Origin of the sequence: Prosthecobacter vanneervenii (genome assembly GCF_014203095.1) — a bacterium.
GTDB lineage: Bacteria > Verrucomicrobiota > Verrucomicrobiia > Verrucomicrobiales > Verrucomicrobiaceae > Prosthecobacter > Prosthecobacter vanneervenii.
In genome coordinates this window covers 234,688-247,935 of record NZ_JACHIG010000004.1, presented here as the reverse complement: position 1 = coordinate 247,935, position 13,248 = coordinate 234,688, and the positions used below count along the sequence as shown (strand labels likewise).

The 13,248-nt window shown below is 59.4% G+C and carries 9 protein-coding genes; 5 read left to right on the top strand and 4 right to left on the bottom strand.

Features of this window, described 5'->3' with window-relative positions; genetic code table 11:
• The first annotated feature begins 38 nt into the window (after nucleotides 1–38).
• Nucleotides 39–3,092 carry a DUF7133 domain-containing protein gene (locus HNQ65_RS11125; protein WP_184339599.1) on the top strand — a complete coding sequence of 1,018 codons (3,054 nt, stop codon included), beginning with the start codon at nucleotides 39–41 and terminating at the stop codon, nucleotides 3,090–3,092.
• 112 nt (nucleotides 3,093–3,204) lie between these two features.
• Here HNQ65_RS11125 and HNQ65_RS11120 read toward each other — a convergent pair whose 3' ends face one another.
• Nucleotides 3,205–3,588: a hypothetical protein gene (locus HNQ65_RS11120; protein ID WP_184339598.1), complete on the bottom strand. Its 384-nt coding sequence runs from the start codon at nucleotides 3,586–3,588 to the stop codon at nucleotides 3,205–3,207.
• A gap of 40 nt (nucleotides 3,589–3,628) precedes the next feature.
• The gene (locus HNQ65_RS11115) at nucleotides 3,629–8,539 is read right to left on the bottom strand and encodes a PVC-type heme-binding CxxCH protein (RefSeq protein ID WP_184339597.1); all 4,911 of its coding nucleotides are present in this window, start codon (nucleotides 8,537–8,539) and stop codon (nucleotides 3,629–3,631) included.
• A 207-nt stretch (nucleotides 8,540–8,746) separates the two neighbouring features.
• Here HNQ65_RS11115 and HNQ65_RS11110 point away from each other — a divergent pair, with 207 nt between their 5' ends.
• Entirely contained in the window at nucleotides 8,747–9,148 is a 402-nt protein-coding gene (locus HNQ65_RS11110) for a molybdenum cofactor biosynthesis protein MoaE (protein ID WP_184339596.1), read from the top strand.
• Here HNQ65_RS11110 and HNQ65_RS11105 read toward each other — a convergent pair.
• Together HNQ65_RS11105 and HNQ65_RS11100 are read right to left on the bottom strand one after the other, a co-directional pair.
• Complete coding sequence (locus HNQ65_RS11105; RefSeq protein ID WP_184339595.1) at nucleotides 9,134–9,445, bottom strand: type II toxin-antitoxin system RelE/ParE family toxin; 312 nt, start codon at nucleotides 9,443–9,445, stop codon at nucleotides 9,134–9,136. The genes HNQ65_RS11110 and HNQ65_RS11105 overlap by 15 nt on opposite strands.
• Nucleotides 9,435–9,662 (bottom strand): addiction module protein, encoded by a 228-nt coding sequence (locus tag HNQ65_RS11100; RefSeq protein WP_184339594.1) that lies wholly within the window; start codon nucleotides 9,660–9,662, stop codon nucleotides 9,435–9,437. The genes HNQ65_RS11105 and HNQ65_RS11100 overlap by 11 nt, the downstream gene beginning before the upstream one ends.
• A 104-nt stretch (nucleotides 9,663–9,766) precedes the next feature.
• On the opposite strand from HNQ65_RS11100, the gene HNQ65_RS11095 reads away from it, so the two are divergent.
• From HNQ65_RS11095 to HNQ65_RS11085, 3 genes are all read left to right on the top strand, one after another.
• Nucleotides 9,767–11,407, top strand: a complete 1,641-nt coding sequence (locus HNQ65_RS11095; RefSeq protein WP_184339593.1) for a fumarate hydratase — start codon at nucleotides 9,767–9,769, stop codon at nucleotides 11,405–11,407.
• Nucleotides 11,408–11,455: 48 nt separating this feature from the next.
• On the top strand, nucleotides 11,456–12,085 hold the full coding sequence (locus tag HNQ65_RS11090; protein WP_184339592.1) for a hypothetical protein: 630 nt from the start codon (nucleotides 11,456–11,458) through the stop codon (nucleotides 12,083–12,085).
• Between the two features lie 355 nt (nucleotides 12,086–12,440).
• Nucleotides 12,441–13,229: a ThuA domain-containing protein gene (locus tag HNQ65_RS11085; RefSeq protein WP_184339591.1), complete on the top strand. Its 789-nt coding sequence runs from the start codon at nucleotides 12,441–12,443 to the stop codon at nucleotides 13,227–13,229.
• Nucleotides 13,230–13,248 lie beyond the last annotated feature (19 nt).

The following is a 13,248-nucleotide window of genomic DNA, read 5'->3' as shown; positions in this document are numbered from 1 at the left end:
GAATGCGCCGCCGCTCCGTTTGTTAATCCACCCCGCCCATGAACACGCGTCTTTTCCTCCTCCTGCTAGGCAGTTCCGCGCTCGCCGCCGACCCCAACGTCAAACCGGACGCCGTGGCTGGCAATGAGGCGGTGAAGAAGATCATGGAGACCCGCGCTGGACGCGGGGTGATGCGCGACGACACCCCGCCCACGCCCCCGGAAGAGGCACTGAAGAAATTCAAAACGCGCAGCGACGTGGCGATCGATCTCATGGCCGCCGAGCCGGTGGTGGAGCAGCCGCTGTATGCCAGCTGGGACTCCAAAGGCCGCATGTGGGTGGTACAGTACCGCCAGTACCAGTTTCCCGCCGGGCTCAAGATCATCAGCTACGACCAGCACCTGCGCGCCAAGTTTGACAAAGTCCCCCTCCCCCCGCCTCGTGGCGAAAAGGGCGCGGACAAGATCACCGTCTTTGAAGATACAGACGGCGACGGCTTCTTTGACAAGCATGAGGACGTCATCACTGGCCTCAACATCGCCAGCGCGGCGCTGCATGGCATGGGCCGCATCTGGGTGCTGAACCCACCCTACCTGCTCAGTTATGCGGATGCTGACTTTGACGCCAAGCCTGACTCTGACACGCCCGAGGTGGAGCTGAGCGGCTTTGGCCTGGAGGACACCCACAGCGTGGCCACAAACCTGCAGTGGGGCATGGACGGCTGGCTCTACGGTGCCAACGGCAGCACCACCACCGGCAATGTCAGCAGCGCCAACACCAAGAATGTGAAATGGGAGGGGCAGTGCATCTGGCGCTACCACCCCATCAAGAAGACTTTTGAAATCTACGCCGAGGGCGGCGGCAACACCTTCAGCCTGGACATCGACAGCAAGGGTCGCCTCTTCTCCGGCACCAACGGAGCCAGCCGCGGCATGCACTACGAGCAGGGCAGCTACGGCATCAAAGGCTGGGGCAAGCACGGCCCTCTGACCAATCCGTATGCCTTCGGCTGGTTTGAGCACATGAACCATCAAGGTGATAATAAACGCTTCCCGCAGGCCTTCACCGTGTATGAGGGCGGGCTGCTGGGCAGCGCCTATGAGGGCAAGATCATCGCCCCGAACGCGTTGCAAAACCTCGTGTATGTGAGCGAGCGAATCCCGGAAGGCTCCACCTTCCGCACCAAGGACGAGGAAAACCTGCTCAGCACCCCTGACCGCTGGTTCCGCCCCGTGTGGGCCGGCGTGGGCCCCGATGGCGGCTTCTACATGGCCGACTGGTATGACACCCGCCTCAGCCACGTGAGCCCCATCGACGACTGGCACAAAACGAGCGGCCGTATCTACCGCGTACGCCCTGCCGCCGGAGTGCCAAAGCTGAAGCCCTTTGATCTGAGCAAGGCGACACCGGATGAACTGCTCGGCTATTTGAGCCATCCGAACGAGTGGTTCCGGAAGCAGGCGGTATTGGAGATTGGGTGGCGAGAGTTAGATCAGTTGTACCCGCAGCTGATGAAAATGCTCACCGAACATAACAACCCTCATGCACTCGAGGCACTTTGGTCAATTGATTTGATCTCACAACATAAGACAGGAGAACCCTTCCAGGGTGATCCCATCATTTACAATTTGCTTGAACATCAAGATGCTTATGTGCGGAGATGGATCGTCAAACTAATCGGTGAACGCCGGTCTTCATGGGTCGAAGGAAGCCTGATTCCACGTGCAAAAAGCGAGACGAACATTGAAGTCCGCGCCCAGATTCTGGCATCCGCGAAAAAATTGAAAGCATCTACCGCCCTGCCCCTCCTCTGGGCCGGCGATGCGGAAGACATCAGCGGCCACCTGCCCCTCCTCGCGTGGTGGGCGCTTGAATCGAAAGCGGAAAAAGAACGCGCCGCCGTCTTCGCTTTCCTCAAGAGCGACACCGCCTTCCTCAAGACCACCCTCTTCCGCGACCACCTCGCCGAGAAGCTCGCTAAACGCTACGCCCTGGCCGGCGGCGAGGAAAACCTGCAGTCCTGCGCGGACCTGCTGGCCATGACGAATGATGAAGCGCTGCGCGGCAAGTTCATCGCCGGCATCGCCTCCGCCTTTGAAGGGGCGGAGATGCCGAAGCTGCCCGAGGCGCTGACGAAGGCGCTCAATGATTACATAGCCAAGCAGAGCGGTGGCGATCTCACCCTGGCGCTTCGCAGCGGCAATGCAGATGCACTGAAGAGCGCGTTGAAACTTCTCGAAGACAAGAAGGCCAGCAACACGGCCCGCATCGCCATCGCCAAAACGCTGGCAGAGCTCGGCAAGCAGGAGGCGGTAATGCCGATGGTGAACATCCTGAAAGCCACGAACCCGCCGGGCCTCAAGCGCGGCATCCTGCAGGCAGCAGCCAAGTTTGATGACAAGCGCATCCCCGAGGCGCTGCTGCTGGGCTGGGAAGGCCAGATCGCCGGAGACAAGGCGCTGCGCGAGGACGCCCTGCGTGTGATGGCGGGCCGCAAGGAGTGGGCGCAGATTCTCGTCAGCTTTGTGAATGAGTGGAAGATTCCTGCCAAGCAGTTCACCGTGGACATCGTGCGCCAGCTCAGCCTGCACAAAGATCCCGAGATCGACGCCGCCATCGACAAGCACTGGAAGGGCCTGCTGGCCACCGGCCCCACACCGGAGAAGAAGAAGGAATCCGAGCGCATCAAGGCGGTGGTCAAGACCGGCCTGGGAGATCCAGCCAAGGGCAAGATCCAGTTCATGGGCCGCTGCGCCATCTGTCACACCCTCTTTGGCGAAGGCGGCAAGATCGGACCCGACCTCACCGGCTACGACCGCACCAACGCCGACTTCTGGCTGGACAACCTCTTCATGCCCAGCATGGAAATCCGCGAAGGCTTCGGCGCCTACATCGTGAAAACGAAAGGAGGCCAGATCCTCACCGGACTCATGGACGCGCAGGACGCCAGCGGCATCGTCCTCAAGGACATGGCCGGCAACAAGACCGCCTTCAAGCAGGCCGACATCGAGAAGCTCGAAGCCTCCCCCATCTCCCTCATGCCCGAAGGCCTCACCACCGGCATGAGTGACGCGGACCTGAAGGACTTCTTTGCCTATCTGATGAAGAAGTAGAGAATAATGTCATAGCGGAGCAACCTTTAAACACCGGCTGACGGCGATATGAGGCCGATGAACAAAAACAACCAGCCTTTGAGCCACATGGCGCGGGTGGATTGGAGGTCTTTCATGGCTGAGTCTTCGGCGGCAGCAGCGCTTCTTTGATCCATTGGGCTTTTTCGATCGCCTTCCCCACCTTCTCGACTTTCGTTGACGGTGGTGAAGGATCAGATGGCTCTGGCCGCACAGGCTTTTTCGGCCACACAAAATAGATACCCAGTGACAGCAGCCCCAAAGCCAGCGTCGAGTGCAAGCAGCTCCGAATCAGATATCGTGTCTCTTCGGGCAGCTTTCTCTTGCGCCTAGGCCCGGCGAACTTCGAACACCGGAAAAGCCAGAGCACACCATAAACGACATTCTCCACCACATAGAACAGCAGCTGCAAAAGCCGGATCACCAGTTCCACCACTGCTTCAGCCAAGGTAGAGAAAATGTCGCCAATTGCGTCCATGAAGCGGAACCGTAAATCCGCACTCCGCGATGTCGAGCGTTCACTTCTTCTCCAGCCTCACATAATCCAGCCCCACCATGTAGCCCGGCACCGCATCGGCGTGCTTGCCGGTGATCGTGATGGAAAGCTGATGCTCGCCCGCGCTGAGTTCATGCGTGCCCCAGTCGAGCTCGTCACTGTGAATGACCTTGGGGCCGTTGTAGCCGTCCCAGGCGCTGGCCACGGGTTTGTCATCAAGTGAGACATCGATGATGCCGTAGTCGCGTGCCATCGTCAGCGCCGCTTTGAGATTGTATTTTCCCTTCTCCGGCACCGGCAGCGCCAGCGTCAGCTTCTGCCCCGGCTTGCCACCGGTCCACCAGAGCTGCGAAGCCCCGCTCCACTCGCTGCCAAAGCCGCCCATCCCCTGCGGTTTCGCATTGCCGCCGGTTTTGTTCAGTACCTTCAGCCCCTCACCCTCAATCGCTCCGGGGATTGTCGTCGCGCCTTTGGCCGGTCCGGAAGCCCCGCTCTGCAGATACTTCACCAGATCAATCACCTGCTCCGGCTTCAGAGCATCGAACAATCCTTCCGGCATCGTGCTCAGCTTCGACACCTCACGCTTGGCGATGTCCGGCTGCGGCAGCGTAAATTCCACGCCACCCATCATGGCGATGCGCACGGTGGCTGGCGTTTCCTCCTTGATGACACCGCTCATCACACGCCCGTCCTTCATGGTGAAGAGGTTGAGCTGGTAGGCCTTGCCGATCACCGCATTCGGATCCAGCACGTTTTCGAGCAGGTAGTTCAAATCCGCGCGATTGCTGCCCGTGATGTCCGGGCCCACGTTCTGCCCCTGGCCAAAGAGCTTGTGGCACTGGCCGCAGGTCATGGTGAAGAGCATCTTGCCTTTCTCCAGATCGCCCTTCGCAACAGCCGCAGGCGTGAGCATCTCGCGGTACTTCTTCGTCCGCTCGCCCAAGTTCGCCTTCGGCGCATTCACATCGCCCCAGGCGGATTTGATGAGGCCGTTGATCTCCTTGTCGTCAAAAGCGGTGAGCTGGCGCACAAGGAAGGGAGAAAGTGCCGTAGCAGGCACTGTCTTGGCCTCCACGGCTTTGAGCAGCTCTTTGGAGCCCTCTTTCGTCGAAGCCAGCGTGTTGACCGCATCCGGCAGCTCATTCGCAGAGAGCTTCGGCAGCAGCGCCCCCAGCACCTTCGGCGTGCCCGCATCTTTGAGCGAGGCCAGCGCCTGGATGCCCTTGCGCCTGAGCGAGGCGGGAGTGCCTTGGTCAGAAACGATATGCTGCAGGAGCTTCGCCGTCGCTGTGTCCTGAGACTGCAGCAGCACAGCCAGCGCCTTCTCACGTGCAGGCGTGTCCAGCGTAGCAGACCCGAGCTGTCCGCGGAAGCTTTCCAGCGCCCCCGCATCACCAAACAACGCGCTCAGTTCGGCGACCATCTTTTCCACGGCCCCGGAAGCACCCGTCTTGAGCTTCGCCGCAGTCGCCGGCCAGTCCGCTGGCATGCTCAGCTTGCCCGCACCCCGCGCACTACTCAGGATCATTCCCAGCGTCGCCTCGCGCTTCGCCGCATCCGGCTCTTTCGTGAGCTCAGAGAGCACCGAAGCCCGCCCCGCATCATCCGACGACAAACGACGATAAATAAACTCCGTCACCTTCGGCAACTTCGACACCGCCGCCAGCTCCAGCCCCACCTTCGGATCAGCACCAACCATCGGCTCGATGCCATACCAGATCAGCAGCGGGATCATGGGATCGTCCTTGTCTTCGCCGTGGGATAGCAGAGAACTGGCGAGGGGGGCTCGATCCGGCAAATAAGAAATCCGTTGCAGACAGGATGCGGCACCACGTCGGACAAGCACTGATGTCTCCTTCATTAGCGCATCTGACAAGGAAGGGACATTTTCCCGCCCATAAAGCTTGCTGCGCTCTTTCGGTGCGTTACGACCGTTTTCAATAAGATAACCGAGAGTTTCATTAAACATCCACTCCTCGTTGGACAGCAGCCTCCAAGCCCACATTCTGACTCGCTCATCTGAATGGAAATAGAGATCAAGGGTTCGGAACTGGATTGGTGTCTGAGATGGGACGTATCCTGCGGCTAACAACCAAAGTCCCCGCAATGATGCGACTGGTTTTTTTGCATCTTTCAGTAGATCCATCGCAAGTTTACTTACTGGCTCGATTGCATTGTTCTTCTTCCGCTGCTCCATCAGCACCCTCCTCGCCATGCGCGACTCCCACTCGTTTTCCGTCTGGACCGCCAGCTTCGCCAGCTCTTCATCACTCTCCTTCGCCAGATCCCCCCTCCACGGCTTCCAGCCGTCGTAGCTGATGCGATAAATACGCCCGTTGCTACGGTCCCAGTTTTCCACCGCGTTGCTTCCTCGGTGGCAGATCTGCTGGTCGCTCCAGTCGCTCACATACAGCGCACCATCCGGCCCCACCTTCTGCGTCACGGGAATGAAGTGCATGTCATTCGCGCGCATGAAGTCGCTGCCGTGCTTACCGATATAGCTGCTCGCGTGCGGGTCAGTGTAGTTGGTAACCAGCCGATGCCCGTGCAGATTGCCAAAGATGAGCTGATTGCGATACGTCGGTGGGAAGAGGCTGCTCTGATAGATGGCCAGACCGCAATGCGCATGCCCGCCACCGAGCGCATTGGTGTCGTCATTCATGATGCCGGCGCCGGTGTTTTTGTCGAAGGTCACATCAGGGCGCGCACTGCCCGCGTAGTGCGCATGGTCGGCGATGGTCTTGATGTCTTCATACGTGTAGGGATTGAAGTGCTGACCCGCCTGGCGCTGGTAGCGCCCGCCTGGCACGATGTGGTAGAGATGCGGGATGACGCAGGCGGTCACGAAGAACTCGCCGTACTGGTCGTAGTCCAGCCCCCACGGATTGCTTGTGCCTTCGGCAAAGATTTCAAACGCGTGCCGCGTCGGGTGGTAACGCCAGATACCGGCGTTGATGGGCTTGCGCTCAGCATCGGGCGCGCCTGGCTTGCCGACCTTGCTGTGGGTGAAGACACCATGGCAGCCGTAAAGCCAGCCGTCGGGGCCCCAGATGAAACTGTTAAGCGTCTCGTGCGTATCCTGGCTGCCCCAGCCATCCAGCAGGGCGTAGGCGGTGAAGTTAAGGCCTGGGACCTGCGTAGCGGGGGCATTCTTGCCCCCATCTGGCGCGCCAGGAATAGCCCGGTTACTACCCAGCGGTAGCGGCTTGTCGCCATCGCGCGGGATGAATATGAAATACGGGGCAGCCCCCACCCACACCCCGCCAAAGCCCAGCTCGATCCCGCTCACAAGATTCAGCCCTTCGCAGAAAATCTTCTTCGTCTCAAAGACACCGTCTCCATCTTTGTCTTCAAGAATCTTGATGCGGTCCTGCCCTGCACCCACTTCACGTGGTTTCGGATAGCTGTTTCCCTCCACCACCCAAATGCGGCCGCGCTCATCAAACGTGAAGGCGATGGGCTGCACAAGATCCGGCTCTGCGGCAATCAGCTCCGCCTTAAACCCGCCAGGAAGCTGCATGAGATCAAGCGCGTGAGGGAGCGCACGCGTCTCGCGTGCTGCATCTGGCGTCCCGCCGGATGCCGTTCTATCCCCTGCGCCTACTGGTGTGTTTGCGTCCGCCTTGGGACGGTCTTCCGCGGGACGCGAAAGACTGCCTGCGGGACGCAGGCGCTCCCCGCTGACGCGTGTGCCATGCGCATAATCCTTCTGCGCCATCAGCCCCGCCCCGTACATCTTCTTCGGCGTAACGTCCGCCGTCGTCTCTTTGCGCTCCTGCATGAGGATGAAAACGCCCGCTTTATTGGCCACCACGATGTCTGGCAGCTTGTCGCCATTCACATCGCCCACCTGAACATCCACACCCACGCCACTCTCGGCATCCACAAGGTGTGGCACAAAATCCACGCCGCCCTTCCCATCGCGCTTCGTTTGATACCAGTAAATGACACGATGCCCGCTTTCATCGGGGTCGTGCCCATTGTGCGCCCAGTAGCGCTTGCCAGTGACGATGTCCTTGATCCCATCGCCATCCATATCCGCCAGATACGCCGCATGCGGCTGGGAGAAGACGATGCCGTAGTCGTTGTCCTGCGGCTGCTCGCTGGCCAGCATGATGCGCTGCCAGTTGGGCTGGTTCGGAGCGGGCTTGTTCTGCAAGAACACCGCCACCCCATAGCGATGCGCCGACAGGCTGGTGAAGACGTCGCTGGTGCCGTTGCCATCAAAGTCATATGCAAACATCTGCGCCCCGCCGCCCACGCCGGCGGCGAAGTTGTGCTGCTCCCAAGTCGCACTGCCGGGTTTGTTCTCCCACCACCGCCGCGCCTCCAGCAGGTCCATCTTGCCATCGCCATTCACATCACCCACTCCGAGCCCATGGGTAAACTTGGCCACCTTCACATCCTCTGTCACCGCCACAAAGGGCCACTTCTCCGTCGGCTTTTCCCAGTTTGACGCGAACCAGCCGAATTTGCCGCCCGTGCTGCACACGATCTCCGGTTTGCCATCGCCCGTGATGTCGGTGAAAACCGGCGATTCATTGTCCACCACATCCGCCACGATGTGCATGGGCCAGGGCTTGTCATCGTGCGTGCCGGGGTTCAGGTACAGCCGCGCCTCTTTGCCGGGAAAGCCGAGGATGAGGATGTCATTCTTCTGGTCCGCATTGAAATCATGCACGTAGGCAAAGAAGTTGTCCGAGTAGCCATTGATGCTGAAAATCTTCGGCTCGTAGTAGGCGTGCTTTTTCTCAAACGCCGGCCCCTCCCACCAAAACGGCCCGGCCACCACGTCCGCCTTGCCATCGCCATTGATGTCACCGATCGCCGCGCCCTCGGAATAAAAGTCGCCATGCAATTGCTGGCGCTTCCAGGTGATCTGGGTCTCCGCATGGAGCTGGGCGGCGAGGAGGAGGAAGAGCAGACGTTTCATGGTTGGAGTGAAACAAACGCTAACAGAGACCGAACCCAGCGGACAAGTTTTATGATAAATCGGCCATTATTTGTGAAAATCTCGCCAGGCAGATTCAGCCCCAAATTGCCCACCTGAATGCGCACGAATGCAGCACAGGCCACCGCCATTCGTGTTTATTCGCGTTCAAAATCAGGAACTCTGTGGTAGTTCTTTGCCCCTCACTTCATGCCTCCTGCCAGTTTCATCCTCAGCAACGATCCCATCCCCAACACACCCGCCGAGTTCCAGCCGGGCGAGGGAGCAGAGACGCAGTTTCTCGGCGTTGTGCGCGGCATGGAGGACGGACGGGCCATCACGGGCATCGACTACAGCGCCTACCTTCCGATGGCGGAAAAGATGCTGCAGGAGCTGATCGACCGCGGCCAGAGCGAGCACGGCCCACACCGCGTTTTCATCCAACATCGCCTCGGCTTCGTGGCCGCAGAGCAGCCCAGCATCGTCATCCGCGTGGCCACCAAGCACAGCGCCGAGTCCTTTGACCTCTGCCGCTGGTACCTCAAGGAGATCAAAACCAGCGTGCCGATCTGGAAGAAGCCCGTTTTTGCGGATGAATCACAGATCGGTTAGCCGCAGCCGAAGCAGTTCAGGGTCTTGCCTCATGTCGATCAGCACATGTATCATAATGCGACGGGCTTCTACGACGTAGAAAATACCGAATCGTTTTCCAGGCCCGGTCAGCAACCTGCGAATTCGCTGCGTCCCATGCACTTTCGCACCCAGCACGGGATGCTCAGCGAGTAGGCTCAAGACCCGCTTCAGTGGCTCCCTCAGCACCTTGATGGCGAGATCGTGGTCACCCACCTGTTCATAAAGTCGAAGCAAATCAGCCTCCGCTCCCGCCGTCCAGACAATGTCATGCGCCACGGCCTGAGAAGACTCGAGATTGCACTTCTTCCCAAGTCGAAACAGCCTGCGGATTGGCCGCATGAGCAGCAAGACGTCGGTCCAGCAGCTCCATGATGGCGGCATCGACCACGACTTCCCCATCCTCGGCATCGGCCGAGTCCAAAAGCTCTTCCGCCAGCTGCCGCTTGTCACGGGGACTGAGCAGCCTGACTGCGGGCAAAGTTTCCAGAATCATAACTCTAATTTAATCCTCCATCTGCGGTCCGACAACCTGCAAAATGCCCCCTTTCCCTCGTTGCCCGGACTGACTTTTCCCTGCAAACTGCCCGCCCCCTCCCCATGCCCACGCCCCCCTTTCACTACCAGGAACTCCTCGAACTCGGCACCGATGACACCGAATACCGTCTGCTGACCAAGGAGCACGTCTCCGTGCAGAAATTTGGCGAGAAGGAGGTGCTCGTGGTGAATCCAGAGGCGCTCACCCTACTGGCCAACCAAGCCTTCCACGACATCAATTTCTTCCTGCGCCCCAAGCATCTCAAACAGGTGGCTGCCATCCTTGACGACCCCGAGGCGAGCGAAAACGACCGCATGGTCGCCCTGACGATGCTCAAAAACGCCGACGTGGCCTCCGCAGGGCTGCTGCCCTTCTGCCAGGACACCGGCACCGCCATCATCATGGGCAAGAAAGGCCAGCAGGTCTGGACCGGCGGTGGCGATGAGGCCGCGCTCTCCAAGGGCGTCTACCTCGCCTACACGGAGAACAACCTGCGCTACTCCCAGAATGCGGCGCTGAACATGTTCGACGAAAAGAACACCGGCACCAACCTGCCCGCGCAGCTCGACCTCTACGCCACGGACGGCGATGCGTACAAATTCCTCTTCATCGCCAAAGGCGGTGGCTCGGCCAACAAGGCTTTCCTGTATCAGGAAACCCGCGCCGTGCTCAATCCGAAGAGCATCGTGAAGTTCCTCAGCGACAAGATGACGAGCCTCGGCACCGCCGCCTGCCCGCCCTACCACCTCACCTTCGTCATCGGCGGCACCTCCGCGGAATCGACGATGAAGCACGTCAAGCTGGCCTCCACCAAGTACTACGACAACCTCCCCACCACCGGCAACGAACACGGCCGCGCCTTCCGCGATGTGGAGCTGGAGGCCCAGATGCTGCAGGCTGCACGCGAGTGCGGCATCGGCGCGCAGTTTGGTGGCAAATACTTCGCGCTGGATGTGCGCGTGGTCCGCCTGCCGCGCCACGGCGCTTCCCTGCCCATTGGCATCGGCGTCTCCTGCTCCGCCGACCGTCAGGCCAAGGGCAAGATCACCAAGGATGGCGTTTTCATCGAGAAGCTCGAAACCAACCCGCTCCAGTACATCCCCGAGGAGCTGCGCCACCGCAAGGACACCAACGCTGTGCGCATCGACACCAATCGCCCGATGGCCGAGATCCGTGCGGAACTGAGCAAGTATCCCACCACCACCCGCCTCCTCATCAACGGCCCCATTATCGTGGCCCGCGACATCGCGCATGCGAAGCTCAAGGAGATGATCGATGCCGGCAAGCCGCTGCCCGACTACTTCAAGAACCACCCCGTGTACTACGCCGGCCCCGCCAAGACACCCGCAGGCATGCCCAGCGGCAGCTTCGGTCCCACCACCGCCGGCCGCATGGACAGCTACGTGGACCTCTTCCAGAGCCACGGCGGCAGCATGGTCATGATCGCCAAAGGCAACCGCGGCCAGCAGGTGACGGATGCCTGTAAAAAACACGGCGGCTTCTACCTCGGCAGCATCGGCGGCCCCGCCGCCATCCTCGCCAAGGAAAACATCAAGAAGGTCGAAGTCGTCGAGTTCCCCGAACTCGGCATGGAAGCCATCTGGAAGATCGAAGTCGAAGACTTCCCTGCGTTCATCCTCATCGATGACAAAGGCAACGACTTCTTCCAAACCGTCGGCCCGGGCTGCTCGGTGAAGCATTGAGTGAGGTTGCTGTGTTGTTCATGATGCTTCCAAGTCCGATCAAACATTATGTCCTATAGCTACGACCAGTGGAAAGAGCGTGTCACCCAGCGCTCAGATCTGTCTTCGTCTTTGGTTCATCTTACCCGCAGCGCTACTATAGAAGGAAAAGAGCATTCTGCCGTTGATGTCTTGATCAAGATACTCAAAGAAGGAAAGCTCATCGGCAGCAATCCTCGAAAAGGTTTCATCACTGGAAACCGCTCTGCAGTGTGTTTTCAAGATGCCCCATTAAGCTCAATCGCTGAAAATATTGCATTCGAAAACAAGCATTATGAGGGGCGGAACCGATATTCGGGGTGCGGTCTAATCTTCTCGAAATACCTTGTACATGCTAAAGGAGGGCGGCCTGTGATTTATGACAAACCGTCAGAAGCCAAAAAGTACATCACCGATCAAAACGAACATTGGAGAATAGTATCCTTCGACCTCTCAAATACTAAAAACATGGTCGATTGGATGCATGAGCGTGAATGGCGGTTGCCGGGTGATATGGCCTTTGATCTCAAGAATACAGCGGTGCTAATCGACAAAAGAGATTCTTACCGTGAATTTATAGCAAAGTGTAACGAGCTTAAAGATCCAAATATATTAGAAAACATCTGCGGTCTTGTAGTCCTCGCGGGGTTACTAATGTAAAGTGGATGATAATGGGCTCTTAATAACCCTTCTGTGATCCGCATCGATCTGCTTGAAAGACTGTTCACTGGCTTTGATCAAACGATTTTGAGCCGGAGGCTCGCAGGAAATTAGCCGGTGGCGAAGGGAGCGCAGCGACCGGGAACCACCGGATCTACGCCCATCATTCCGCATACCTGCAGGATGCGCCCCGGCAGGGGCGCGAGAAGTGTGCGCATCCTCCCACGACATGCGCCTCATAATGCAGCGACACCTTCTCGCTTCCTTTCCGAGGACGACGTTGGTTTGAGTGCGTATGGTTTGGTTGTCCGAAAAAGTGAGTTTGAATTCTTCCCAAGCCGCGTTCCCATCACCCATGCACAATCCCCCCATCCGCGTCACCATCTGGAACGAGTTTGTCCACGAGCGTCAGAATCCCGCCGTGGCCGCCATCTATCCGCAGGGCATCCACGGGGCGCTGGCGGAGGCGCTGTCCAAGCACGGCGACCTCGTCGTTCACACCGCCACGCTGGACGAGCCGGAGCAGGGCCTGCCTCCGGTGGTGCTGGATCAAACCGACGTTCTGCTCTGGTGGGGCCACGCTGCCCATGACCAAGTGAGCGATGAACTGGTGACACGCGTACAGCAGCGGGTGCTCGCAGGTATGGGGCTGATCGTGCTGCATTCGGGGCATTTCTCCAAGGTCTTCAAGCGCCTCATGGGCACCAGCTGCGCGCTGTGCTGGCGCGAGGCGGGCGAGAGGGAGCGTGTGTGGAAGATCAACCCCGGCCACCCCATCGCGGCAGGCATCGGCGACTGCATCGAGATCGAGCAGTCAGAGATGTATGGCGAGCCCTTTGGCATTCCGACACCAGACGAGCTGATTTTCGTCTCCTGGTTCCAAGGCGGCGAAGTGATGCGCAGCGGCGCGACGTGGACGCGTGGCAGCGGACGCATCTTTTACTTCAGCCCCGGGCACGAGGTGTACCCCATCTACCACCATCCCGAGATCCAGCGCGTCATTACCAACGGCATCCGCTGGGCCCGCCCACAAGGCGAAGCCGCCAACACCCCACGCCATGTGCCCGTCGAACAGGCACGCGAGAAGATCGAGGTGCGCGGCGGCACGGTGCATGTGGAGGACGGGAAGCTGGCGGGGCAGTGAGGAGCGCGGAATTTATTCC